Below are 24,323 nucleotides of genomic sequence, written 5' to 3' on the forward strand. Positions count from 1 at the left end.
GTCTACAGCGCGATTTTGCTCACTCAGACAAGATCCGTTAAATAGGCAGGTAAATTAGGAATAAAGACGCACTGATTAACAAGCAAGCGTCTTTAAAAGAATAGGAAATCAAACAATGAACATGTCACAAAAAATGGCGGCAGAATTTCTCGGCACCTTGTGGTTAGTCCTTGGAGGCTGTGGTAGTGCAGTACTTGCCGCCGCATTTCCAGAAGTGGGCATAGGCTTACTCGGCGTCGCTTTAGCTTTTGGATTAACCGTATTAACCATGGCCTTTGCGATTGGCCATATTTCAGGTTGTCATCTCAACCCTGCAGTGTCATTCGGCCTTTGGGCTGGGGGACGTTTTCCGGCAGCTGAATTATTGCCCTATATCATAGCCCAAGTCGCGGGTGGAATTGTTGGCGCAGGCATCTTGTATCTCATCGCTTCAGGACAAGAGGGATTTTCACTCGCTGGCGGATTTGCCTCTAACGGTTTTGGTGAGCACTCACCAGGTGGCTATAGCATGCTGTCGGTGATGATTTGTGAAATCGTTATGACACTGTTCTTCTTGATTATTATTTTAGGCGCCACCGATGAGCGAGCGCCTAAGGGATTTGCCCCAATTGCCATAGGGTTAGGTTTAACCTTAATTCACCTTATTAGTATTCCTGTGTCCAATACTTCGGTGAACCCAGCGCGTAGCACAGGCCCTGCACTGTTTGTCGGTGACTGGGCGGTATCACAACTCTGGTTGTTCTGGGTAGCACCGATTGTCGGCGCCATTTTGGCGGGCTTTATCTATCGCTACTTCCGTGCGGAAGAATAAAAGCCGAAGATCTAACACAACAGCGCTCTCTTGGCGCTGTTGTTCTTTTTCTAATCCCGCTCTAATGTTACCATTTAGCCAACTGGCGAATTTTGCTGTGCCCTAGGTTTTTACATTAGAGACACAACAGGCTTCGCCCTATCCAAGCAAAAGAGATATTTTTCATGAGCAAGACTGTTAAAAACCTCGCTGAGACAGCAGCAATGACGCCAGAAGCCCGTTACGATTACCTCGTTGAACAAGTTAAAGAACACAAAATACTTTGGACATTACAAGACCAAGACGGTTGCGTGATGTTAACCACTGAAGAAGAAGATTGCATCCCAATGTGGCCAACCGAAGAAGCCGCTGATTCTTGGGCTGTGGATGAATGGAGTGATTGCCAAACGTTAGCGATTCCACTCGACGAATTTCACGAAAGATGGGTGCCAGGCATGGAAGATGACGACCTCTTTGTCGCCGTATTCCCTGTATTAGATGATTTAGGTGTGGTAATCCCGCCTTATGAGTTAGATCAAAGATTAGCGCCTAAGCAAAGCCACTAATCACTATCGCTAAACGAGAATGCCTATGAGCGAGCAAAAATCGGCGATACCGACACCAGAGGCAAGTACAGCCCTGAGTCAGCACTTTCCGAAACGACTCATTGCCCTATTGCTAGTGTATGTTGTTGCGTCAGTGAGTGGCTTAATCGCTAAACAAGGGGTGTTATTTTGTCTGCTAACCCTCCTGATGGTGATTGCCATTATCGGTCGGCAAAAAGCAGGGCTTATCATGCTGCGCGGCTACACAGTCGTGCAGCTTGGATTGATTAGCATGCTGCCAGTGATCATGTACGATCCGGGCAACTTAGTGGTAGGTCCAACGACAGTGTACTTAGGTGAATGGCAGGGAAAACTGCCTGACTATGTGATTTTTATCGCTTTGATCGTCTTGTCATTACTGCAAGTTTGGATAGCCTTTGATAAAAAGGTAAAGGCATGGTTTAAACCTAAGCTTAACCTGAACATCATGAGCTAAGCTCTTGTAGAAAATAAATTTAGCCCAACAAAAAGCCGTCATTGCGACGGCTTTTTTGATCTCACTCCACGCCTAAAAAGATGCAAAGTTAGTCATCATTAAACAGAAAAAATTTTTACACAGAGAAACTGGCACCACAGCCACAAGTTGTGGTTGCGTTAGGGTTTTTCACGAAGAAGCGAGAACCTTCCAGCCCTGAAGTGTAATCCACTTCACCACCGACTAAATATTGTAGGCTCATAGGATCAACAACCAAGAGAACGCCTTGTTTTTCTATCGTAAAATCGCCGTCATTGACCTTTTCATCAAAGGTAAAGCCGTACTGAAATCCAGAACAACCACCACCAGTCACATAGACTCGTAGCTTAAGTGCAGGATTTTGCTCTTCTTCCAGCAAACCTTTCACCTTGGCGGCTGCCGCATCGGTAAATTGGATTGGCATTGCTGTATCAGCTTGATCAGTCATTACTACCTCTTACATCAGTTTTCTGGGGCAAATTATCCTTTACCTGACTGTTTTGTTCAAGTATTACCCGTGGTTCTTTTTCACCCTGTAATAACTCAGGGGCACTATAGACATGTTCGGTCTGCGAATTCTTAGTCCAGCGGCTCGAAGGCACCAGCACTTTGACTTTCACTTGTTGTAAATTAAAGCCAGCAGGAACAGTGACCTTGGTATCTATGACTTGAAAATAGCGAAAATCAAATTCCAACTTAGAACCCGTGAGTTTGTTCACACTCAAGCTAACAGATTTGCCATCTTGCACACCAATGAGCGTCAATTCTGTTCGGCCTTGAATAGCTTGCTTACGCTTTTGCAACTGAGTCAACACCAACTTGAGATGATATTCATCGGCCAAAGCGCCCGGCGTCATTTCAAGTCCGTGAATAGCGACACCTTCAGCATTATCATCTGGTGTCATAATACTGCGGTAAAACGCCAGCTCATGTTCCAATTCTTTTTGCTTTTTCATTTGCTGGCCAAACATTTCTTGCATTTGGGTATTAGCCTCTCGCTCAACGGACAGCTCTAAATTTCGGGTCGCAAGTAGTTGGGTCTGTGCCTCTAACTCAGCGGTCAAGCGTTGAGTCTTGCTGCTGATATGCTTAACAACAGGCTCATCGCTGCTTAATAGCAGAAAACTTATCCAAGCCCCAAAAAGAATAGAAACTAACACTAAAAGCGATAAATACACTGAAGATGGACGATACTTGAGATCCATCACTTGCAGCCGATCTAGCCAACGATGATAATTTGGCATTAGGTAACAGCCCCTTATATAAAATACAATCAACTCAAGAACGAGTTCGATACAATACAACTCAGGCCAATGTAGTGCAATTAACGATAAATAAAGTCGCTATCCAACATGCCATAGTCACAGCCAAAAAGTATTTAACCAATGAGCTACGTGACCATTTATCTCAAGCCCGCATCAGTGCACAGCTGTGCATACTGGCACTGTTATTTGCTATTTTTGCATCCTGTGTGATCTTACTGTTTCGACTCTTGCTCGTTTGGGCTAATCATTACACCCAAATACAGGCGCTGGATTTTACGGGGAACGTCGCCGACTGGCGAGCCCTGTTACCCCTTTTAGGCGCAATATTAATTTGGATAGTGGCGAAGCTGGGCTCCAAACGCTACAAACGTATGGGAATAGCCTATGTGTTACATAGAGTTAAACTGCATTATGGTAAAATCCCCCTACAATCCGCCGCTGGGCAATTTTTTCAAGCACTCTTTGCCCTTGGCACAAATTTCTCAGTCGGCCGTGAAGGTCCAGCCATTCATCTGGGTGCTGTCAGCGCCAGTTTTCTTGCTGAAAAATTCAATCTTCCCGATAATAGCGTACGCATCATGTGTGCCAGTGGCATTGCAGCAGGGATTGCCGCCACTTTTAACGCGCCCTTGGCGGCGGTGATTTTTGTACTCGAAGTGATAGTACATGAATACAAAATCCATTACTTTTTCCCGATTATGCTATCAGCAATTTGTGGCGCAGTTTCAAGCCAACTGGTGTTTGGTAATGTGCACGAATTTGACCGTATTCAAGTGATCCATATTCCCTTAGACCATTACCCTATTCTCGCCATCGGCGGCGTGGTATTAGGCTGCGCCGCGGCGCTGTTTAATTACTCACTCTTAAAAGTCACCGCGACGGGGCAAAACTGGCCACTGATTTACCGACTATTATTGGCGGGTAGTGTCACCACCCTAATCGGTCTCGTGTTGCCGCAAGCCCTTGGCACGGGCGATCTCGCCATTAGTGAAGCTATTAGCCAACATCCAAGCCTGTTGCTGTTAATCGCCCTGTTATTTGCCAAAACCATCGCCACTATTGCGGCGATTGGCTTAGGTATTCCCGGCGGTTTAATTGGTCCACTTTATGGTATCGGCGCGCTGCTCGGGGCGATTTTGGCGCTGATCAGCGCTATCTTATTCCCGTCCATCGCCCCTTATGTAGGGCTTTACACTGTGATCGGCATGACAGCCATGATGGGCGTGTGTTTAAGCGCGCCGCTGGCCGCCTTAGTCGCCCTGTTAGAAATGACTAATGACGCCAGCATTATTTTACCGGCAATGTTTGTAACAATTCCGGCTTTTTTAATTGCTTATCAGGGTTTTAAGACTGACTCCATTTTCTTTAAGCAATTAGAAATTATGGGACTAGGTTATAAGGTCGCCCCCGTGAATTTAGCACTGCAGAAAAAAGGCGTACGAGCCTTAATGGATAAACGCTTTGTTATCGTCAATAACAACGATGAATTGTTACTCGAAGTGCTAAAACGCGCCGAAGGTCGCCCTGTGCTAGTCCGCAATGCCGATGGCATTATCGAAATGCTTAGTCTTGAAATGCAATCCTATGATAACAGTACCACGCTATCACGCCATCCCATGCAAGGGCTAAGCGACAGCACCACCCTCAATGAAGTCTATTCACTATTGTCGCCCAAACGCTGCGGTGAGGTGTTTATCTATCAAGATACACCAGACAATGTGGTTGGGGTGATCAGTTGGTCGAACCTACAACAGGAGATTCGTTCAGGCCAAGCCTAATATCGCTTCAAAATCTAGCCGCTATTCAATACCTAATTTTGATTCAAACGTGAGGCGGCAGATTAAAAGCTTTGGGCTTCATCGCAAAAATCTAACACAGTGGCAATGTGGCTATTTCGTTGCCCCAGTGCTTCTGCTACAATCGCGCCTCAGCCACCCTACATAACATCAGGGCAGATAAGCGCGATACCGCTGCTTAAAATGCCCCCTAGCAAATTGGAAAACAGGCTGATGAATCAGTTCGAAGGATCTCATATCCTCTCCGTAAACCAGTTAGATCTTGACTCAATCCAAACTATTTTTAATGTCGCTAGCCGCATGATGCCCTATGCACTTCGAGAGAAGCGCAATAATGTGCTCGATGGCGCCATTTTAGGTAACCTGTTTTTCGAACCTAGTACCCGTACCCGCGTGAGTTTTGGTTGTGCCTTTAACTTGCTCGGCGGCCATGTACGTGAAACCACAGGCATGGCTTCATCGTCTTTATCTAAAGGTGAATCCCTGTACGATACGGCGCGGGTGTTATCCACCTATTCTGATGTCATTGCCATGCGCCATCCAGACTCTTACTCGGTCAAAGAGTTTGCTGAAGGCAGCCGCGTCCCAGTGATCAACGGCGGCGATGGTTCGAACGAACATCCGACCCAAGCTCTACTCGATTTATACACTATCCAAAAAGAACTCAAGTGTGCTGGCCGCGGTATCGATGGCATGCACATCGCTATGGTCGGCGACTTAAAATTTGGCCGTACTGTGCATTCACTGTCGCGCTTACTCTGCATGTATAAGAACATCAGTTTCACACTGATTTCACCTGCTGAATTAGCGATGCCTGATTATGTGATCTCCGACATTGAAAATGCTGGCCATAGCATCAAAATAACCGACCAGCTTGAAGGCCATTTAGATAAAGCAGATATTCTGTATCTCACCCGCATTCAAGAAGAACGCTTCCCTTCACAGGAAGAAGCAAATAAGTATCGCGGCAAGTTCCGCTTAAATCGCAGTATTTACACTCAGCATTGCAAATCTAACACTGTCATTATGCATCCGCTTCCAAGGGATTCACGTGCACAAGCCAATGAGTTAGATAATGATTTAAATAGCCATCCCAATCTCGCTATCTTCAGACAGGCAGATAATGGGCTGTTAATTCGCATGGCTTTGTTTGCATTGACACTCGGCGTTGATAATCAACTCGAAAAATATGAGTGTCCGGTTAATTGGTATTCACGTAAAGCCGATCGCTAATTGGCTACAGACTTTAAGGACTAAACATGACCCGTTCCGAAGCGCTATTTGAACAGGCTAAAAAAACCATCCCCGGCGGCGTTAACTCTCCGGTTCGTGCATTTAATGGTGTAGGCGGTTCGCCCCTGTTTATTGAAAAAGCTAACGGCGCTTATATTTACGATGCCGATGGCAAAGCTTATATCGACTATGTCGGTTCTTGGGGCCCGATGATCCTCGGCCACAACCATCCTAAAATCCGTGCAGCTGTATTAGCAGCGGTAGAAAATGGCTTATCTTTTGGTGCGCCAACTGAGCTTGAAGTGCAAATGGCCGAAAAAGTCATCTCTATGGTGCCTTCTATCGAGCAAGTACGCATGGTGAGTTCAGGTACAGAAGCCACTATGAGTGCTATCCGTTTAGCACGCGGTTTTACCAATCGTGACAAGATCTTAAAATTTGAAGGCTGCTACCACGGCCACGCAGATTGCCTGTTAGTGAAAGCCGGTTCTGGCGCGTTAACGTTAGGTCAACCTAGCTCACCCGGTATTCCTGAAGATTTTGCCAAGCACACCTTAACCGCTGTGTATAACGATTTAGATTCTGTAAGAACCCTGTTCGAGCAGTATCCAACTGACATTTCTTGCATCATCATCGAGCCCGTTGCTGGCAACATGAACTGCATTCCACCTGTCCCAGGTTTCCTTCAAGGCCTGCGTGATATGTGTGATGAGTTTGGCGCGCTGTTGATCATCGATGAAGTGATGACAGGTTTTCGCGTATCACTAAGTGGCGCTCAAGGTTACTACGGCGTCACACCAGACTTAACCACACTTGGTAAAGTGATTGGTGGCGGCATGCCAGTGGGGGCTTTCGGTGGCCGTAAAGATGTGATGCAATTTATCGCCCCTACGGGTCCGGTTTACCAAGCGGGTACGTTATCGGGTAACCCCATTGCAATGTCAGCGGGTCTGGCACAAATGGAGGCCCTGTGTGAAGAAGGTCTGTACGAAGCGCTGAGCGCGAAAACCAAACGTATTGCAGAAGGCTTTAAAGCGGCTGCGGATAAGCACGGTATTCCAATGGCGATCAACTATGTTGGTGGTATGTTCGGTTTCTTCTTCACGGAACAACCCGAGATCACTCGTTTCGACCAAGTGACCCAATGCAATATCGAACAGTTCCGTATTTTCTACCACGGCATGCTAGATGAAGGTGTTTACTTGGCGCCAAGTGCCTATGAAGCTGGCTTCCTGTCAATGGCTCATGGCGAAGAAGAGATGCGCTTAACCTTAGAAGCGGCAGATCGCGTATTGGCAAGCATGAAAGCGGCAAGCTAAGCCTAAGCTTTAGTATTTAAGCCGTTTAAACATAACAAAGGGACGCCAATGCGTCCCTTTGCTTTTATTCGATTTAGTTAGCTTTGTGTCGCTTTAATAACGATCAGACTTTTTAGAACCTAAAGCCGATTTAAATATTATCCCAGCCGCCATGAATTGTAAGGTCAAGTGGATATGCTCAATAACGTGCTAAGGCCAACCCATCACGCCCAGCGCAATAAGTCGCTTACCACAATACGTTAACCAAACGAGTGAGCCTAAAAGCAAAAGACTCCAGATAACAAATGTCATTTTCCTCTACTCCAAAAACACAATATCCAGTATTGATACCCAAACAAGCTCAAAACGCAGAATTCTGCGGGACTGAGTGCTAAGAGCACTCTACTTCCGAGTGGCACTCATTCAAAAGGCAAGCATTAAAAATGCCTGCCTACATAGGCATGACAATTCAGGAATATCGACCTGAATAAAAATTAATTGAAGAATATGCAAACTAACTGCTTAGACTTTAATCGTAGATCTCACTTTTAACGCGGTAATCAAATCAAACAATACAGTTAATAACGCTACAATAATCACAATAACCAATATATAAAACTAATTAGCAACCAAAAAGCATGAGATGGACATCACAAAGAAGCATTAAATTGAGTTACAGCTAACAGTTGCGTTCTCTAGCCCATTATGTTCTGATCCGCACGCGCTAACACGGCTAGCTTAATTTAGCCTTGATATGCCCAATCTTTAGGTTGACTCAAGTCGCCCTACGACATCAAAACAGCAGTTGGAATTGCAGTTATGTTAAATACCTTTCTCATCTTACTGGCCGTGCTCGCATTGCTCAGTATTATTTTCGAAGAAGTGACCCACCTTAATAAAGCAAAAACCACCTTATTCTTTGGTTGTATCTCTTGGGTAGCGCTGTTTATGGCTGCAGGGGAACCGGCTAATGAGAAAATCGTTGCCCATCAGCTCAATGAAAATTTGCTCGAGATTGCCACACTTTGGCTCTTTCTGATGTCGACCATGACCTTCGTAGCATATTTGAATGCTAAGGGTATGATCCAAATCATGGTGCAAAAGCTGTTTCCGCAGAAAGTATCAGTGCGTATGTTAATGATCCAAGTTGCCCTGTTTGCACTCGTGCTCTCAGCATTTTGTGATAACGTCACCGCGACTTTAGTGTCTTTAGGTTTATTAACCACCTTTAAACTCGACAAGCAAATGCGCCGTAGAATGGCAGTGTTGATTATCTTCGCGGTGAACTCAGGCGGTGTAGCCCTGATCACTGGTGATGTAACGACACTGATGATCTTCTTAGCTGGACATGTGCATATGTCTGAACTATTGATGTTGTTTATCCCTTCAGCCGTCAGCGTGATTTTACTGGCAACCCTGTTCTCACTCAAAGCCGAAGGTGTTGTGAGCACGACGCCAATCAAACATACTTATCAAACCGTTGATGTATTGATTGCCCTCGTCTTCTTCTGCACCATTTTAATGACCATGCTACTCAACATATTGTTTGGTATCCCGCCAGTGTTAACCTTCTTAACGGGTCTATCAATTATGTTCCTGATTGGCCATACCACGCGCAGTGATAAAGAAGAAATCAAGATCCTAGAGTATATTCGCCAAGTTGAATACGACACCCTGTTGTTCTTCTTAGGTATTTTACTGCTCGTTGGTATGCTTAAAGAAATTGGCACCTTAGACATGTTGACTGAAGCTTATACTCAGTTTAATCCAAACATCTCTAACTTCGTCACGGGTATGGGCTCAGCCTTAATTGATAACGTACCGCTAACGGCGGCATTGTTAAAAGCCAATCCAGTACTGAGTACTCCTGAATGGCTTGGCTTGACTTACAGCGTCGGAGTCGGTGGTTCACTGCTGATTATCGGTTCAGCATCAGGTATTGTAGCCATGAGTAAAGTAAAAGAACTGACTTTTGTGAGTTACTTGAAATATGTTCCTGCACTTTTCCTCTGCTACAGCGTCGGTTACGCACTGACCCTATTCTTAGCCAACAGACTGTTTGATTAAGTTGAGATTGGCTAAGATCAAAAAAGGCGCCTAGTGCGCCTTTTTTATCAACTACTTATTCATTGTTACCACAAATAACCGCTAGCATGACTTATCGTAATACCTGATTAGATTGCGGGCACCTTAAACTGGGTTCCTTGAATATCTAACACTATGTCCCTTGGACGGATAGAGATGATTTTCAGCTTACCAGCAATCATATCCCCTTCTTGTAACTCGGCACCGTCTACATTCAGCCATCTCTGGGCAGGGTCGCTGGAATAAACATGAGCAACGATATTAAATTCAGGCACTTGCAATTGCAGACCTGCAGGTAATTGGCCATATTTCGGAATTTCATCCATAGCAGTTTTAGGGATAGGATCTAATTTAGCTTCAGTGACATTCGTCTCTGCAGCATTAACATATTCCACATCCTTTAATGCATTTTGAAAGGAAGCCACTAACTTATCTTCATCGCGACTTTTATTGGTCTCTAAACCGACATCTTCCGCCGCGGCACTGACTTGTTGACGCAGGGCTTCAAGACTCGCTAGACCCGACTCATTGGCATTAGCACCTAACATCATAGGCTGCTGTGCTTGCGTCTCTGCTGGCACAACCGCTTCCTGACTTGCCGCATCGACTTGGGCTGACGTCGACATATAATCTGCGTAGCTTGAATCACTAAAACCCGAATTGCTATCACTTTGAGCCGGCATGCCAACAGAATTGGTCGTTATATTCGCGCTAGCATTCATTTGAGGCGCATTTGATACTACAGTCTCAGCCTGAAATTGCGGCGATACCGTTAGCTCGGGTAAAGTCTGCGTCCGAGGAAGCGCTACTTTCCCAGCAAGCCGAACACCTGAAGCAGCACTGGGCTCAACTTGGAGCTCAGAGGCAGATCCAACCGAGTTAGACTGAAGCTCATTTTTAATCCCAGTCGAAGCTGGCAATGATGACGTTGATGGCAGTACGTTAGCCACTGCCACAGTATCACTTTGAGGAAGTCGAGTTTTATCCCAAACGCTTAATCCCCAAGCCACACCGATTCCTGCGGCAACTGCAACGACTAATATAGACAGTTTTCCTATCGGCACACCCGATTTACGAGGCTGTGGATAATTCGCCCTTGGCGTCATCACAGCATCAGGTAACGGTGATTGTTGCTGTTGTTTATTGCGGGTTACGGCATCGAGTAAAATGGACATCAGCTGCGCGCCCCATCATCAGTTAACCTTGGGCCTTGCTGACTTAAATACAAATTTAATCTCACTAATGTTTGATTCCCTGCAATACCATCGGCTTTTAATCCATGCTGACTTTGGAAGGTTTTAAGATCATTTTCCAATTGCACATCAAATTGATTAACCCGACGGGGGCTACGACCATTCACATGGGCTAACGCATTCTCTAACCACTGTAATTGACCAGGACTCGATTTTTGACTGATATCCATCATAGGCAAATTAGGTGCTTGCCATAATATTTCGAAGGTGCCACTGAAATGTTGATTAAACCAAGCTCTATCAACCCAAAGTTGTTGCTCACCCAGTTGCATCAGTAATTGTTCCCCCTCTACCGCAAGCACTGCACCATAAAAATCTTGTTGCTTGTCATCAACCAAATACACGACAGCCGGATAATTAAGCCGAGTCAGTGACATCCAGTTACCCTGCTGTTGATAGCAAGCTAATCCTTGCTCAACCGCCGATTGGCAAGCTGTCAAGCCTTTATAGGGCACTTTGCCCCACACGCTAAACAAACCTGCAAAAGCAGTATCGATATTGCGACTCTGATTAATCGCCTCGTTTAACAGACGTTGATTAGGATCGGGAATGGAAGTCTGACCGCTTGGTTGATTAGTCGGTTTTACTGACTTATCAGCGATGTCTTCCCCGCCCAAGGTTTGAGCATTTAATGACGCCACATTTGTTGGCACAGACTCAGTAACCAAATTGGACGCTGGCGCCGTATTGACTGAGTTATCAGTAAATAACCAATAAGACACACCAAACGCAACACATAACGCCGCAGCGGTTGCTGTCGGCCACAGATATCTATTTTGAGTCGGTTCTTCTTCACCTAATACTTCAGCCGCGGCTTGCCGCACCATATGATGATCTATGGGCACCCGCGATTGTGCATAGCCTGCCATCAGTGAACGTTCACATAAAAGGTTAATTAATCGAGGGATGCCGCCACTGTATTTCTGCAAAACGTTAACGGCTTTACGGGTGAATAAAGGCTCAAACCGCCCTGCCACTTGCAAACGATGCAGCACATAGAGGGCGATTTCATCTTCATTGAGCGGCAATAAATGATAACGAGCCGTGATCCGCTGAGCTAACTGACGCAATTCTTGGCGCTTCAATAACAGCTGTAATTCCGGCTGACCGATTAAAATCACCTGCAGTAACTTCTTAGTGTCCGTCTCCAAATTAGTCAGAAGACGCAATTGCTCCAGCACTTCAGGGCGTAAATGCTGCGCTTCATCAATGATGAGCACGGTATTACGACCTTTGCTGTGATTGTCCAATAAAAAACGACTCAAGTGGTCGGTCAACTGCTTGAGTGTGGGATTGTCGCCGTAGGAAATCTTAAGTTCATCGCAAAGCGTGGCGAGTAACTCGAGCTCTGTTAGCGACGGATTAAGGATAAATGCGGTGTCGGTATTATCGGGCAATTGCCCAAGTAAACATCGAGATACTGTCGTTTTACCCGTGCCAACTTCCCCTGTTAGCAACACAAAGCCGCCCGTTTCCCCTAACCCGTAGGTTAAATGGGCCAACGCCTCTCTGTGCCTATCACTCAAAAACAAATAATGGGGATTGGGTGCAATCGAAAAAGGGTTATCGCTGAGTCCGTAAAAGGCCTTGTACATACCACCAATCATCCTAATTTAAAAATAACGCCCCACGTTAAAGCGTCCCAATGTTATTGTCAAAATATCCGCAACATCAATGTGACACATAAGTGCGCAAATATCTCGCGACGACTTTATCTATCACCTTAATGGGCATGATAAGCTATGTTTATGACACATTAGCCGAATCTTGCCTGTGAAAATATATCTCGTCGGCGGTGCTGTACGTGACAGCCTGCTCAATCTTCCCATTAAAGATAAAGATTACCTCGTCGTTGGAGCAACACCAGAACAAATGCTGCAACAGGGTTACCGCCAAGTGGGTAAAGATTTCCCCGTATTTCTACACCCCAAAAATCAACAAGAATATGCTTTAGCCCGAACCGAACGAAAAATTGGTCTGGGTTATGGTGGTTTTAGTTGCCACGCCAGCCCTGATGTGACTTTAGAGCAAGATTTGTTGCGCCGAGATCTAACCATCAATGCCATCGCCCAAGATGAAAAGGGCAACTTATATGATCCTTTTAATGGTATTGAGGATATTAACGCGCGCCTGTTACGCCATGTGTCGGATGCTTTCGTTGAAGATCCACTGCGAGTGTTACGCGTCGCCCGCTTTGCCGCAAGGTTTCATGCCTTAGGATTTCAAATTGCCGCAGAAACCCTGGCTCTGATGCGTCAAATTAGCGCAAGCGATGAGCTTAGCGCTTTAACGGCGGAGCGAGTTTGGCAAGAAGTTGATAAAAGTTTAGGCGGACCTCACCCAGAGGTCTTTTTTGAGGTACTGCACCAATGTGCCGCACTCGAAGTCCTATTCCCTGAAATTCACGCCTTATTTGGCATACCTCAACCTGAAAAATGGCATCCTGAAATAGATACTGGCGTGCATACCTTAATGGTGCTAGCTCAAGCCGCACTGCTGACTGAGGATAAAAGCGTTCGGTTTGCCGCCCTAGTACATGATTTGGGCAAAGCACTGAGTCCAAAAGAGCATTTACCAAAGCATCACGGCCATGGCCAGAAAGGCTTGCCACTCATAAAAGCCCTCTGTACACGTTTACGAGTACCGAATGAGGCACGCGATCTGGCGTTACTCGTCAGCGACCAACATCAGAACGTCCATCAGGCATTCGAGCTCAGAGCCGAAACTATCGTTAAAATATTCGATAAAGCTGACTTTTGGCGTAAACCAGAGCGCTTAACGCAACTTATATTAGCTTGCACCGCAGATATGCGCGGCCGCACAGGATTTGAAAACATCCCATATCCTCAGGGAGAGTATTTAACTCAGTGCTTCACTGTCGCCAATAATGTCGATATTGCCGCCATCATTGCCACTGGTTTCCAAGGCGCAGAGATAAAACAAGCCTTAAATTTACATCGAGTTGAAGCCGTCAGTCAGTTTAAACAAAAAATGCAAACAAAACTGCCGATGGACAACCAGTAATTTGTAAAGGATTTGTAAGTCGTGCATCACTGCATGGTGAATAATGCCCCTTTTTACGATTAGAAATGTCGATATCACATAGAAAAAAAGCTTTTAAAAAAAATTTATATGCCTATAGTGGTTAAACACATTAATATTCGTAGCAAATTAAAATAGCTATGTCATAATTAGGCAGTTTCGCTTACAAAGTAACGAAACATTCAAATCCAACCTATTTTAAGGGATTTTTTACAATGAACAAAAAAGTACTGATGATTGCTGGTTTAGCAATGACTGCCCTACTAGGTGGTTGCGCGAACACTACTGCTCTGGAAGAAAGCGTTGCAACTCTGGGCAACAAAGTTGATCAATTGTCAGCTGATGTTGGTTCTCTGAAATCAGAGCAAAGCAAACTGTCTGCAGACGTTAAAGATGCAAAAGCAGCATCTATGGACGCACAAGCAGAAGCTAAACGCGCAAACGACCGTTTAGACAACGTTGCTTCTCGTTACAAGAAGTAATGAAAGGTAATTTAGCTTACTATTTAGTAAGTTAAGACAAAAGGCTTAAGAAAGATGAAAGCGATAAGCACATCAATCTAAGCCTTTTTTTATACCTGCAATTCAAGATTGCCATGCAAAGAATAGCGAATGCGGCAATACAAAATCGCTAAATTGATTTTAAACTTCCAAAGGCATGTTAAAGGCGATTCGCCTACCTCCCCCCTAAAAGTTAGCCTTGGCATACTTCTGTATAAACGAGTGCTATCCCTCTTTTAAATAAAGTCGCGTTATTAATCTAAACTTCTCGTTTACGTTTTTAAGCATCCCTAACAATCAGCCTCATTTATCATAAAAAATGTATTTATGGGAAATGAAAGCTATTAATTTAAAGCACAGCTATAGATAAAAAAATCGAGGCTATATGGGGAAACAAAGGCAATAAGAAGGTTGTATTTGTCACTGAACAAATAGGCCTAAAGTTAAAAACAATAACACCTTCAGCCTATCCAACATAAAAATAACATAAAAACGTCAAACAGAATCATAGACTTGAGTAATATAGCCTTTTAAAACATCAAAAAACCATCTAACTAAGCCTATGAATTGTCTTAAAATTAACCGCATCGACTGCAAGTTTTAACCTATAGCGATTCATTCACGCGTTTATGTGCTAAGACTAATACATAATCAATTTCTAGCGACTCAAAATGATTAGCTTGAATATCGTGTTTCATCTTGTCAGTTGCACGCCACGCATAGGGTGCCATATCCAATAACGTTAATGCCTGCTCACCGGTAACAGATAAGGTGAAGCGCAGTGACTGAGTTTCTTTTACCAATAATGCTGAAGGTAAATTCACTTGGAAAGGTTTTTCAGCCAAGTCGGAATAAATATATTCTCTGAGTTGCCATAGATGTCGTGGCCCAGGCATAACCAGTAACATGGTCCCATCGTCTTTCAATACCCTGACAGACTCTTTTCCCTTTAACGGCCTATCAATAACAGTAATAAAATCCACACAATTATCGGCGAAGGGTAATTTTTTAGAAGAGCTTAAACACAAGATCCCAGGAGTCTGCGCTTTTGCTGCAGCAAAAATAGCATTTTCTGCGTCCGCTACACCCACGTACTGGACGTTTCGCGGATTTTCGACCTCTGCCAACTTGGAAGCTAAAGCACGCAAATAGAAGCCCTCAGCGCATTCATAATCCAATAAACAAGCGTCAGGCTTGATAGAGCCGGTGATTATCTCAGCCAATTTATCGATTAAAGGCGAAAAGATGCCTGATTCGAGAAGAAAACGCTTAGCCCTAACTTGCTCGCGCGAATCCCCTGTCGGCTTTTGGCGTTGTGGTTTAGTAAAAACCCAATACCCTTGCTCATTTCGATCAAAGTGATGCTTATTCGCACAATAAAAACCTTGGGAGGCTTTATGTTGTTTTAACGTAAGTCCGCAGGTTGGACACTGATATTCGAGACCCATATAAAGCTCCAAAAATAAGTTAAGCTTCAGAAAAAAGAGGAAGCTCCAAAAACAAAAATCGGGTACTTGACCCGATTCTATTATTCATAATTTCACTATGATGACTAAACTGGAATGACTACAAAAAAATAAATCCACACAACACAGCACCCAGTGCCAAACGGTAAATAACAAACGGGGTCATTCCCATGCGGCTGATGATTTTCAAGAAATAATGAATACATGCATAAGCTGCAACAAAGGAAATAAAAGTGCCTAAGATCAATGCTTGATAATCAATTGGCAGCGCGCTTTCCGCCAAATCTTTACCCACTAAAATTGCCGCGCCTAAGCTCACAGGCACTGACATTAAGAATGAAAAACGAGCCGCAGCATCTCGACTCAAACCTAGCATTAGCGCCGCTGTCATAGTGGCACCAGAACGTGAAGTTCCAGGGATTAAAGCAAGCGCCTGCGCGAAACCAATTAACAAAGCTTTGCGCCATCCAGTCTGATAGATTGTTAAATCGCGGCGCGACATCTTATCAGCCCACCACAGCAATAAACCAAAAACGACTGTCGTGACCGCGATAACCTCTGTATTACGCAGGTGAGTTGCAATAAAATCCTTAGCCATAAAACCAAAAAATACAGCAGGTAACGTCGCCAGAATAATCCACCATGCCAGCTTGCTGTCTTCGGATTGCTGACCTTTAAAAATGCTTGCAACCCAAGCATTAAACATAGTCCATAACTCGTGTCTAAAATAAATCACCACAGCAAATAACGACCCTGTATTCACCGCCACGTCGAATGACAAACCTTGATCTTCCCAGCCTAAAAGCTGAGCAGGCAGAATTAAGTGGGCAGAACTAGAAATAGGCAAAAACTCAGTTAGCCCTTGAATAAGCGCTAAAATAATGACCTGAAACGTATCCATGACAATCCTATCAATAAATTAAAACGTCAGCCCTTGGGGCCATTCAAACATCACAGGCCAAAGTCGCTGTGACTCTTTATCATACTCTTGCCACAAACTGGCATAGCTTTTATCAACCACGGGATGAATCAATTCCGGCGCTAACTCGGCTAATGGCCATAACACAAAGGCATTATTAACTATCTCTGCACGGGGGAGCGTAACGGGCGTTTCACATACCACATGGTCATAAAGCAGCAGGTCTAAATCTAAAGTTCTTGGGCTAAATTTCTTCGCCCCGACAAGCCGGCCGTGATTCTGCTCGATTTGCTTAAACTGCGCAACTACCGCAGCAATATTAAGATCAGTTTCAGCACTAGCAACCATATTCAAAAAGTTAGTGCCACTAAAACCTACCGCTTCACTTTCATACATAGAAGAGAGGCGCAGCGGCCCAAAACACGCTCGCAGCGATATTAATCCCGCTTGCAGATGTTGTTCAGGCTCGATATTACTACCTAGACTGATATAAATACGTGCCATGCAATGTCCAATTTATCTGAAGATAAACATGATTTCTTAATCAACAGTCGAGTTGATCAAACTCTTATCTAACGTGAGCGCTCTATCTCAACGCCAACAAACGCGGCAGTGGCTACTGCCCCCGGCTTCATCACGACAACTTTCACCCAAGTCACGTTAAATTCTTGAAGTAAGCAATCCGCCACGCGCTCGGCAACCGTTTCGATTAACTCGATTGGATGCTCAGTAATAAGTTCTGTTAATCGATTGGAAACTGTCTCATAGCAAAGCGCATATTGATAATCGTCTGTCGCGGCGGCAGGTTTGTTATCCCACGCCATATCTAAATCTAGCAACAGGCTCTGATGGATTGTCTTTTCCCACTCATAGACACCAATCACAGTATCAACGCGTAATTGCCGTATAAGTACTTTATCCATGCTTTCTCCAACTAACTTACTACTATGAGGTCTGATAAGCTAAAAGCGATCCTAGCTGTATAATCCGCAATCTTCTGACAGATAACTAATTTGCTTTCTACTCGAGCCAATCCACAGTAGGATAACGCCCTAAAAGGATTTGCTCATTCAGAAAATATCTCAACCTCAAATGGGCGAGTTATTCCGCAAACCTATAGCAGGATTGACAACTGAGTCAGCTTTTTAAATTGTTGCGCGATAATACCTTAAGACGCGTAAGGAAACCAATGTGAGTCCATTAACACTGACACTTTTGATGATTTTGGCCGCCTATTTGGCAGGTTCAATCTCGAGTGCTGTGCTGGTTTGTAGAATGAGGGGTTTACCCGATCCAAGATTACAGGGTTCAGGTAATCCGGGAGCTACCAATGTACTGCGAATTGGCGGCGCGAGTTCGGCTGCCATGGTGTTGTTTTTTGACATGCTCAAAGGCGCCATGCCATCTTATTTAGCCTATCTGATGGGCATAGATGCAGTCTCACTCGGACTTATCGCTATCGCCGCCTGCCTTGGGCATATTTATCCCGTATTTTTTGGATTTAAGGGGGGGAAAGGTGTCGCAACAGCTTTTGGTGCTATGGCTCCCATTGGCGATGATTTAGCCATTTGCTTAATGGCATCTTGGATTGTTCTACTCTTAATTAGCCGCTACTCGTCCCTTGCAGCCATTCTGACGGCCTTACTTGCACCACTTTATACTTGGTTGTTAGACGACAGATTTACCATTCCCGTTGCCATGCTATCGACGCTTATCATTATTCGTCATAAAGACAATATCCAACGGTTACTTAAAGGTGAAGAGTCCAAAGTTTCACGTAAAAAAACGCCTAAAAAATCTTAATGTGACAACATTATCCCAATAAAAAACTGCGCTATAAGCGCAGTTTTTTTGTCTCAACATAACCTATCAACATCAAAGGCGTTTTATGCCACAGGTGGCAAGGTATCTAACGGCCATCTTGGCTGACCTTTTACCGCCAAATCTTCGTGCTGCCCCGCCTTTAAACGCTGCAATCCTGCAAAGGCAATCATGGCGCCGTTATCGGTACAAAACTCACCACGGGGATAAAATACTTGTCCACCAAGCGAGCTCATCATTTCAGCCAAGGTTTCTCTTAAGCGCGTATTCGCACTCACGCCACCGGCGATCACTAAGCGGTTATAGCCTGTTTGCTTCAGTGCACGGCGACATTTAATCGCTAGCGTATCAACCACAGCTTCTTCAAAAGCACGCGCAATATTGGCTCGAGTCTGTTCATCGTCAGGTTCGGCAGCAATGGTATTTGCGGTAAAGGTTTTTAGACCCGAAAAGCTAAAATCGAGTCCAGGTCTATCGGTCATAGGCCGCGGAAACTTATACCCTGCAGGTAAACCTTTAGCAGCAAGCTTTGCTAAACGCGGACCGCCGGGATAATCCAGCCCCATTAACTTAGCTGTTTTATCAAACGCTTCACCCGCAGCATCATCAACAGACTCGCCTAATACTTCATAGCGGCCAATTCCATCGACTTTAACCAACATAGAATGGCCACCAGAGACCAATAAGGCCACAAATGGGAACTCGGGCGCGTCATCTTCAAGCATAGGCGCCAGCAGGTGCCCTTCCATATGGTGAACACCGATTGCAGGCTTGTCCCAAGCAAACGCCAGTGACCGCCCCACGCAGGCGCCAACAAGCAAAGCACCAATCAAACCTGGGCCCTTGGTATAGGCAATCCCATCGAGATCAGCAATTTCAGTATTTGCATCTTTCAGCGCTTGACGAATAAGCGGCACAATTTTGCGTACATGGTCACGCGACGCCAACTCAGGCACCACACCACCATAGTCAGCATGCAGCTTAACCTGACTGTATAAAGTGTGCGATAATAAGCCCAGTTCATCGTCATAGACGGCGATACCTGTCTCGTCACAGGATGTTTCAATACCTAAAACCCGCATGGTGTCTCATCAATTGCTAACTAAAGGGCGCCAATTCTACCTGCAAGCGCTCGATTACTCCAGTCGCGCAGGCCATATTGAGTCCACTATAGGACTGAGCTCAGTTTTAGGGCTTTACAAGCCTAGGTGTCTCGGTATAAAATTCCGCACCATTTTAAATAGACTTGGTTCGAGCAATTGAACCAGAACAACCTACACCTAAGGGGTGATGGCGTATGCCAATTATTAAAGTACGTGAAAACGAACCATTCGACGTAGCTCTGCGTCGTTTCAAGCGCTCTTGTGAAAAAGCTGGTATTTTAGCCGACGTGCGTGCTCGTGAATTCTACGAGAAGCCAACTACTGCACGTAAGCGCGCAAAAGCAGCTGCAGTTAAACGTTTAGCTAAGAAGCTTTCTCGCGAAAACGCACGTCGCGTACGTTTATATTAATCTCATATGAGCCTAATTGATCAGCTAAAAGACCATATGAAACAGGCCATGATCGCCAAAGAGAAGGCGCGCTTGAGCACTATTCGTATGGCATTAGCCGCCATCAAACAGATTGAAGTGGATACCCGCGAATCTCTGACTGATGAACAGGTTATAGCGGTCTTAACCAAAATGGTGAAACAACGTCGTGACTCGATTGCTCAATTTGAAGCAGCGGGTCGTAACGAGTTGGCCGACGTGGAAGCAGCAGAGATTCAAGTTATTGAAGCTTTCCTGCCTACCCCTCTTACAGAGGCGGAAATCGCGGCGCTCATCGATGCAACTATTGTAGAAGTAGGTGCATCCGCCATGGCGGATATGGGCAAAGTAATGGGAGCATTGAAATCTAAAGTGCAAGGACGTGCAGACATGGGCGCTATCGGCGCTATGATCCGTGCTAAATTGCAATAATTAGCGTTTCACTGTATGAACAAGCCGTGCCTATGCGCGGCTTGTTTGTTTAAATTCGCGCAAGGCGGGATTTTAAGCACTCAATGGCAATACCTCGTGATTTTATCAATGAGCTAATCGCTCGCACTGACATAGTCGAACTTATCGATCGTAAGGTGCCCTTGAAAAAGGCGGGTAAGAACTACTCGGCCTGTTGTCCTTTTCATAGCGAAAAATCACCTTCGTTTACCGTCAGCCGTGATAAACAGTTCTATCATTGCTTTGGCTGCGGTGCTCACGGCAACGCCATCGATTTTGTGATGGAGTATGACCGACTCGATTTTATTGATGCCATTGAAGATTTGGCGGGCCAGCTTGGATTAGAGGTTCCCAGAGAACAAGGCACAGGCAAGCGACATGATGACGGTTTAAGCCGTGACTTATATCAACTCATGGAAGAAGCGAGCCTTTACTTTCAAAACCAACTTAGACAACACCAAGATAAACAAAAAGTTATCGATTATCTTGCCTATCGCGGTTTATCCGATGATGTAGTAGAACATTTTGGTATTGGCTTTGCGCCAGACGGTTGGGATAGCTTATTGGGCCGCTATCGTCAGAATCAAGATGCGCAGGATAAGTTACTGACTGCGGGGATGTTAATTAGCAACGACAGTGGGAAACGTTACGACAGATTTCGTGACCGCCTCATGTTTCCTATCCGCGACAGGCGCGGACGAGTCATTGGTTTTGGTGGCAGAGTTTTAGGTGATGGCACACCCAAATACTTGAATTCTCCAGAAACGCCCATATTTCATAAGGGCAATGAGCTTTATGGTCTCTATGAACTAAAGCAGCGCTATCGCGATCCAGACAAAGTACTGATCGTTGAAGGCTATATGGATGTGGTGGCATTGGCGCAATTTGGCGTCGATTATGCTGTCGCATCATTAGGCACCTCGACCACAGCAGAGCAATTTCAGCTTTTGCTGCGCAGCGCTAAAGAAGTGATTTGCTGTTACGACGGTGACAGAGCGGGTACTGAAGCGGCATGGCGCGCCTTAGAAACAGCATTGCCATTATTAAAGCCTGGCGATCAAGTGCGATTTATGTTCCTGCCTCAGGCCGAAGATCCTGATTCTATGGTACGTAAAATTGGTAAAGATGCATTTGAAACCTTAATGGACTCTGCCATTGCACTACCCGAGTTTCTATTTGACACGTTAGCGACAAAATACGGTACAGATAAAGGCAACTTAGCGAAACAAGCTTTTATCTTAATTGAAAAAATTCAAGACACTGTGCTGCAAAATTTACTGCTTGAGAACTTAGCTCACAAGTTAGGAATGAACAGCTCAGAAGATATGAAAAAGAAGCTAGGCTTTAGCGTGAAACAAGCTAAACCAATGGCAAGTAAAGGATTAAAAGGACGCGGTACACCATTGCGACTCGCCATCGCACTGCTAGTACAACATCCTAAACTGGGTATGGGTTTACCCCCACAACCCGCACTCGCCCACTTGCAGATGCCAGGCATAGAATTGCTGCCACTGTTATTGGAGATGACTCGAGAGCAAACGTTAAACAGCGCACAACTACTTGAACAATTCCGAGAGCACCCTTACAGCGGCACTCTCCATAAATTGGCCCAATGGGACCATCAAGTGGCGGATGAAAACTTGCTCGAAAAGTTTAAACAAACCCTGGTTTGGTTGAACAATCAATATATTGAACAACGATATCAGGAATTGAGTCTAAAACAGACTCATACAAAAGAAGAGAAGATGCAGCTCTCGAAGCTGATCTCAGTCATGAAAGGGTTAAACTGAGGCAAAAATGTCCTCATTCGCTACCCCAGTGACTAGCACAGATATGTGCACACGGCTATAATTGACGATTTGCGCGGCACTTGGCTTATGCTAAGTGTCCGTCGTTGTAACAGTTTCCCAACTTGGATGATATCTATGGATCATACTCCGCAGTCGCAACTTAAGCTGTTGCTTGCCAAAGGTAAAGAGCAAGGTTACTTAACCTATGCAGAAGTGAACGATCACTTACCTGCAGACATGGTCGATTCTGACCAGATCGAAGATATTATCCAGATGATAAATGACATGGGTATCCGGGTGTTCGAAGAAGCCCCCGATGCCGATGACATGATGATGTCGGAAGACAACACAGACGAAGATGCAGCAGAAGAAGCCGCCGCAGCACTGGCAACAGTAGAAAGCGAACTTGGCCGCACAACCGATCCCGTACGCATGTACATGCGTGAAATGGGTACCGTTGAGCTTCTGACCCGAGAAGGCGAAATTGTTATCGCCAAACGCATCGAAGAAGGCATCAACACAGTTCAAAGTTCAGTCGCCGAATACCCACAAGCGATCGCTATGATCCTTGAGCAATTCGACCAATTTGAAGCCGACGAACTGCGCTTATCTGATATTATCTCTGGATTTGTAAACCCGGACGAAGATGACGTCGCCCCGACCGCCACTCACATCGGCTCAGAATTATCTGAAGAAGAGCTGGACGATGAAGATGACGAAGAGGATGACGATGACAGCGAAGATGAAGAAGAAGGCAACAAAGGGCCTGATCCTGAAGAAGCTCGAGAAAGATTCGGTCAACTCAGAGCCGCTTACGAAAGCGCACTGAAAATTATCGAAGCTAAGGGCCGTGAACACCCTGAATCGGTAAAAGCCCTCTTCGAAATCGGCGAAATTTTCAAAGAATTCCGCTTAGTGCCTAAGCAGTTTGACCGTTTAGTCAAAAGCATGCGCACTATGATGGACCGCGTACGTGTTCAAGAACGTTTAGTATTAAAACTGTGCGTTGAACAAGCCAAAATGCCGAAGAAAAACTTCGTCAAATTCTTCACTGGCAACGAAACCAACCTCGATTGGTTCAACACTGAGAAAGCCTCAACGAAACCTTATGCCGAAGGCCTAAGAATGGTTGAAGATGACGTCATTCGTTGTCGCAGCAAACTTGCTGCAGTAGAAGAAGAAACTGGCTTAGCGATTTCTGCCATAAAAGACATCAACCGTCGTATGTCAATCGGTGAAGCCAAAGCACGCCGTGCGAAGAAAGAAATGGTTGAAGCGAACTTACGTCTGGTAATTTCTATCGCGAAGAAATACACCAACCGTGGTCTGCAATTCTTGGACTTAATCCAAGAAGGTAACATTGGCTTAATGAAAGCCGTGGATAAATTCGAATACCGTCGTGGTTACAAATTTTCGACCTATGCTACTTGGTGGATCCGTCAGGCGATTACTCGCTCTATTGCCGACCAAGCGCGCACGATTCGTATTCCAGTACATATGATCGAAACGATCAACAAGCTGAACCGTATCTCTCGCCAAATGCTACAGGAAATGGGCCGCGAGCCTTCACCTGAAGAACTGGCTGAGCGTATGATGATGCCGGAAGATAAGATCCGTAAGGTACTGAAAATCGCTAAAGAACCTATCTCCATGGAAACCCCAATCGGTGACGATGAAGATTCGCATTTAGGTGATTTTATCGAGGATACTACCCTCGAATTACCACTGGATTCAGCGACCAGCGAAAGCTTGAAAAACGCCACCCACGAAGTGTTAGCAGGTTTAACCGCCCGTGAAGCGAAAGTGCTGCGTATGCGTTTTGGTATCGATATGAACACTGACCATACACTTGAAGAAGTTGGTAAGCAGTTCGACGTGACCCGTGAACGTATTCGTCAGATTGAAGCTAAGGCACTGCGCAAACTGCGTCACCCTTCACGCTCAGAAATCTTAAAATCATTCCTAGATGAATAGGCCGTTATAAACCTAAAGTCATCTAAGTAAGATCTGAAGCCCTGCCCATGC

At 45.1% G+C, this 24,323-nt stretch carries 23 protein-coding genes; 14 read left to right on the top strand and 9 right to left on the bottom strand.

Annotated features, from left to right (window positions below):
- Nucleotides 1–115: 115 nt before the first annotated feature.
- From aqpZ to AAA952_RS20910, 3 genes are all read left to right on the top strand, one after another.
- Nucleotides 116–811 (top strand): aquaporin Z, encoded by a 696-nt coding sequence (aqpZ, locus tag AAA952_RS20900; protein WP_338259356.1) that lies wholly within the window; start codon nucleotides 116–118, stop codon nucleotides 809–811.
- A 164-nt stretch (nucleotides 812–975) separates the two neighbouring features.
- Nucleotides 976–1,356, top strand: a complete 381-nt coding sequence (locus AAA952_RS20905) for a DUF2750 domain-containing protein (RefSeq protein WP_028760853.1) — start codon at nucleotides 976–978, stop codon at nucleotides 1,354–1,356.
- A gap of 25 nt (nucleotides 1,357–1,381) precedes the next feature.
- Nucleotides 1,382–1,831 (top strand): hypothetical protein, encoded by a 450-nt coding sequence (locus AAA952_RS20910; RefSeq protein WP_168823456.1) that lies wholly within the window; start codon nucleotides 1,382–1,384, stop codon nucleotides 1,829–1,831.
- 115 nt (nucleotides 1,832–1,946) lie between these two features.
- On the opposite strand, the gene erpA is transcribed toward AAA952_RS20910, so the two are convergent.
- Nucleotides 1,947–2,297, bottom strand: coding sequence for an iron-sulfur cluster insertion protein ErpA (gene erpA / locus AAA952_RS20915; RefSeq protein WP_006080742.1), 351 nt, complete (start codon nucleotides 2,295–2,297; stop codon nucleotides 1,947–1,949).
- The gene (locus tag AAA952_RS20920; RefSeq protein WP_105249880.1) at nucleotides 2,290–3,093 is read right to left on the bottom strand and encodes a DUF6776 family protein; all 804 of its coding nucleotides are present in this window, start codon (nucleotides 3,091–3,093) and stop codon (nucleotides 2,290–2,292) included. The genes erpA and AAA952_RS20920 overlap by 8 nt, the downstream gene beginning before the upstream one ends.
- 74 nt (nucleotides 3,094–3,167) lie before the next feature.
- On the opposite strand from AAA952_RS20920, the gene AAA952_RS20925 reads away from it, so the two are divergent.
- The 4 genes from AAA952_RS20925 (at nucleotide 3,168) to nhaD (ending at nucleotide 9,508) form a co-directional block, all read left to right on the top strand.
- Nucleotides 3,168–4,892, top strand: a complete 1,725-nt coding sequence (locus AAA952_RS20925; RefSeq protein WP_338259361.1) for a chloride channel protein — start codon at nucleotides 3,168–3,170, stop codon at nucleotides 4,890–4,892.
- 231 nt (nucleotides 4,893–5,123) lie between these two features.
- Nucleotides 5,124–6,143: an aspartate carbamoyltransferase gene (locus AAA952_RS20930; RefSeq protein ID WP_113940696.1), complete on the top strand. Its 1,020-nt coding sequence runs from the start codon at nucleotides 5,124–5,126 to the stop codon at nucleotides 6,141–6,143.
- Between the two features lie 26 nt (nucleotides 6,144–6,169).
- Entirely contained in the window at nucleotides 6,170–7,462 is a 1,293-nt protein-coding gene (gene hemL, locus AAA952_RS20935; RefSeq protein ID WP_338259364.1) for a glutamate-1-semialdehyde 2,1-aminomutase, read from the top strand.
- Nucleotides 7,463–8,260: 798 nt separating this feature from the next.
- On the top strand, nucleotides 8,261–9,508 hold the full coding sequence (gene nhaD, locus AAA952_RS20940) for a sodium:proton antiporter NhaD (RefSeq protein ID WP_028760859.1): 1,248 nt from the start codon (nucleotides 8,261–8,263) through the stop codon (nucleotides 9,506–9,508).
- 107 nt (nucleotides 9,509–9,615) lie between these two features.
- Here the strand turns inward: nhaD and AAA952_RS20945 are convergent, their stop codons facing one another.
- Together AAA952_RS20945 and AAA952_RS20950 are read right to left on the bottom strand one after the other, a co-directional pair.
- The gene (locus tag AAA952_RS20945; protein ID WP_338259365.1) at nucleotides 9,616–10,701 is read right to left on the bottom strand and encodes a general secretion pathway protein GspB; all 1,086 of its coding nucleotides are present in this window, start codon (nucleotides 10,699–10,701) and stop codon (nucleotides 9,616–9,618) included.
- Nucleotides 10,701–12,374, bottom strand: a complete 1,674-nt coding sequence (locus tag AAA952_RS20950) for an ExeA family protein (protein ID WP_338259367.1) — start codon at nucleotides 12,372–12,374, stop codon at nucleotides 10,701–10,703. Before AAA952_RS20950 ends, AAA952_RS20945 begins: the two co-directional genes overlap by 1 nt.
- A 178-nt stretch (nucleotides 12,375–12,552) precedes the next feature.
- Here AAA952_RS20950 and AAA952_RS20955 point away from each other — a divergent pair, with 178 nt between their 5' ends.
- Nucleotides 12,553–13,803 (top strand): multifunctional CCA addition/repair protein, encoded by a 1,251-nt coding sequence (locus AAA952_RS20955; RefSeq protein ID WP_338259369.1) that lies wholly within the window; start codon nucleotides 12,553–12,555, stop codon nucleotides 13,801–13,803.
- 233 nt (nucleotides 13,804–14,036) lie between these two features.
- On the top strand, nucleotides 14,037–14,303 hold the full coding sequence (locus tag AAA952_RS20960) for an Lpp/OprI family alanine-zipper lipoprotein (RefSeq protein ID WP_006080732.1): 267 nt from the start codon (nucleotides 14,037–14,039) through the stop codon (nucleotides 14,301–14,303).
- A 623-nt stretch (nucleotides 14,304–14,926) separates the two neighbouring features.
- Here AAA952_RS20960 and AAA952_RS20965 read toward each other — a convergent pair.
- The 4 genes from AAA952_RS20965 to folB all read right to left on the bottom strand — a co-directional run bounded on the left by AAA952_RS20965 (nucleotide 14,927) and on the right by folB (nucleotide 17,629).
- Nucleotides 14,927–15,769: a putative RNA methyltransferase gene (locus AAA952_RS20965; RefSeq protein WP_338259372.1), complete on the bottom strand. Its 843-nt coding sequence runs from the start codon at nucleotides 15,767–15,769 to the stop codon at nucleotides 14,927–14,929.
- Nucleotides 15,770–15,887: 118 nt separating this feature from the next.
- The gene (locus tag AAA952_RS20970; protein ID WP_113940688.1) at nucleotides 15,888–16,688 is read right to left on the bottom strand and encodes an undecaprenyl-diphosphate phosphatase; all 801 of its coding nucleotides are present in this window, start codon (nucleotides 16,686–16,688) and stop codon (nucleotides 15,888–15,890) included.
- Between the two features lie 18 nt (nucleotides 16,689–16,706).
- Nucleotides 16,707–17,210, bottom strand: a complete 504-nt coding sequence (folK, locus tag AAA952_RS20975) for a 2-amino-4-hydroxy-6-hydroxymethyldihydropteridine diphosphokinase (protein ID WP_113940689.1) — start codon at nucleotides 17,208–17,210, stop codon at nucleotides 16,707–16,709.
- Between the two features lie 68 nt (nucleotides 17,211–17,278).
- Entirely contained in the window at nucleotides 17,279–17,629 is a 351-nt protein-coding gene (gene folB, locus AAA952_RS20980) for a dihydroneopterin aldolase (protein WP_131523061.1), read from the bottom strand.
- A 268-nt stretch (nucleotides 17,630–17,897) separates the two neighbouring features.
- Here folB and plsY point away from each other — a divergent pair, with 268 nt between their 5' ends.
- Nucleotides 17,898–18,509, top strand: coding sequence for a glycerol-3-phosphate 1-O-acyltransferase PlsY (gene plsY, locus AAA952_RS20985; RefSeq protein WP_338259375.1), 612 nt, complete (start codon nucleotides 17,898–17,900; stop codon nucleotides 18,507–18,509).
- An 83-nt stretch (nucleotides 18,510–18,592) separates the two neighbouring features.
- Here the strand turns inward: plsY and tsaD are convergent, their stop codons facing one another.
- Complete coding sequence (tsaD, locus tag AAA952_RS20990) at nucleotides 18,593–19,609, bottom strand: tRNA (adenosine(37)-N6)-threonylcarbamoyltransferase complex transferase subunit TsaD (RefSeq protein ID WP_131523062.1); 1,017 nt, start codon at nucleotides 19,607–19,609, stop codon at nucleotides 18,593–18,595.
- Nucleotides 19,610–19,824: 215 nt separating this feature from the next.
- On the opposite strand from tsaD, the gene rpsU reads away from it, so the two are divergent.
- The 4 genes from rpsU (at nucleotide 19,825) to rpoD (ending at nucleotide 24,272) form a co-directional block, all read left to right on the top strand.
- Complete coding sequence (rpsU, locus tag AAA952_RS20995) at nucleotides 19,825–20,040, top strand: 30S ribosomal protein S21 (protein ID WP_006080725.1); 216 nt, start codon at nucleotides 19,825–19,827, stop codon at nucleotides 20,038–20,040.
- Nucleotides 20,041–20,046: 6 nt separating this feature from the next.
- Nucleotides 20,047–20,490 carry a GatB/YqeY domain-containing protein gene (locus AAA952_RS21000; RefSeq protein WP_028760869.1) on the top strand — a complete coding sequence of 148 codons (444 nt, stop codon included), beginning with the start codon at nucleotides 20,047–20,049 and terminating at the stop codon, nucleotides 20,488–20,490.
- Nucleotides 20,491–20,573: 83 nt separating this feature from the next.
- On the top strand, nucleotides 20,574–22,298 hold the full coding sequence (gene dnaG / locus AAA952_RS21005; RefSeq protein WP_338259380.1) for a DNA primase: 1,725 nt from the start codon (nucleotides 20,574–20,576) through the stop codon (nucleotides 22,296–22,298).
- A gap of 135 nt (nucleotides 22,299–22,433) precedes the next feature.
- Complete coding sequence (gene rpoD, locus AAA952_RS21010; protein WP_131523063.1) at nucleotides 22,434–24,272, top strand: RNA polymerase sigma factor RpoD; 1,839 nt, start codon at nucleotides 22,434–22,436, stop codon at nucleotides 24,270–24,272.
- Nucleotides 24,273–24,323: the final 51 nt, after the last annotated feature.

Source organism: Shewanella sp. M-Br, assembly GCF_036245925.1.
GTDB classification, from domain to species: Bacteria; Pseudomonadota; Gammaproteobacteria; order Enterobacterales; family Shewanellaceae; genus Shewanella; species Shewanella oncorhynchi.

What these genes read in the sequence shown, in the direction of transcription:
- aqpZ (WP_338259356.1), top strand. Translation starts at nt 116, where the DNA reads ATGAACATGTCACAAAAAATGGCGGCAGAATTTCTCGGCACCTTGTGG.
- AAA952_RS20905 (WP_028760853.1), top strand. Translation starts at nt 976, where the DNA reads ATGAGCAAGACTGTTAAAAACCTCGCTGAGACAGCAGCAATGACGCCA.
- AAA952_RS20910 (WP_168823456.1), top strand. Translation starts at nt 1,382, where the DNA reads ATGAGCGAGCAAAAATCGGCGATACCGACACCAGAGGCAAGTACAGCC.
- erpA (WP_006080742.1), bottom strand. Translation starts at nt 2,297, where the DNA reads ATGACTGATCAAGCTGATACAGCAATGCCAATCCAATTTACCGATGCG.
- AAA952_RS20920 (WP_105249880.1), bottom strand. Translation starts at nt 3,093, where the DNA reads ATGCCAAATTATCATCGTTGGCTAGATCGGCTGCAAGTGATGGATCTC.
- AAA952_RS20930 (WP_113940696.1), top strand. Translation starts at nt 5,124, where the DNA reads ATGAATCAGTTCGAAGGATCTCATATCCTCTCCGTAAACCAGTTAGAT.
- hemL (WP_338259364.1), top strand. Translation starts at nt 6,170, where the DNA reads ATGACCCGTTCCGAAGCGCTATTTGAACAGGCTAAAAAAACCATCCCC.
- nhaD (WP_028760859.1), top strand. Translation starts at nt 8,261, where the DNA reads ATGTTAAATACCTTTCTCATCTTACTGGCCGTGCTCGCATTGCTCAGT.
- AAA952_RS20945 (WP_338259365.1), bottom strand. Translation starts at nt 10,701, where the DNA reads ATGTCCATTTTACTCGATGCCGTAACCCGCAATAAACAACAGCAACAA.
- AAA952_RS20950 (WP_338259367.1), bottom strand. Translation starts at nt 12,374, where the DNA reads ATGTACAAGGCCTTTTACGGACTCAGCGATAACCCTTTTTCGATTGCA.
- AAA952_RS20960 (WP_006080732.1), top strand. Translation starts at nt 14,037, where the DNA reads ATGAACAAAAAAGTACTGATGATTGCTGGTTTAGCAATGACTGCCCTA.
- AAA952_RS20965 (WP_338259372.1), bottom strand. Translation starts at nt 15,769, where the DNA reads ATGGGTCTCGAATATCAGTGTCCAACCTGCGGACTTACGTTAAAACAA.
- AAA952_RS20970 (WP_113940688.1), bottom strand. Translation starts at nt 16,688, where the DNA reads ATGGATACGTTTCAGGTCATTATTTTAGCGCTTATTCAAGGGCTAACT.
- folK (WP_113940689.1), bottom strand. Translation starts at nt 17,210, where the DNA reads ATGGCACGTATTTATATCAGTCTAGGTAGTAATATCGAGCCTGAACAA.
- folB (WP_131523061.1), bottom strand. Translation starts at nt 17,629, where the DNA reads ATGGATAAAGTACTTATACGGCAATTACGCGTTGATACTGTGATTGGT.
- tsaD (WP_131523062.1), bottom strand. Translation starts at nt 19,609, where the DNA reads ATGCGGGTTTTAGGTATTGAAACATCCTGTGACGAGACAGGTATCGCC.
- rpsU (WP_006080725.1), top strand. Translation starts at nt 19,825, where the DNA reads ATGCCAATTATTAAAGTACGTGAAAACGAACCATTCGACGTAGCTCTG.
- AAA952_RS21000 (WP_028760869.1), top strand. Translation starts at nt 20,047, where the DNA reads ATGAGCCTAATTGATCAGCTAAAAGACCATATGAAACAGGCCATGATC.
- dnaG (WP_338259380.1), top strand. Translation starts at nt 20,574, where the DNA reads ATGGCAATACCTCGTGATTTTATCAATGAGCTAATCGCTCGCACTGAC.
- rpoD (WP_131523063.1), top strand. Translation starts at nt 22,434, where the DNA reads ATGGATCATACTCCGCAGTCGCAACTTAAGCTGTTGCTTGCCAAAGGT.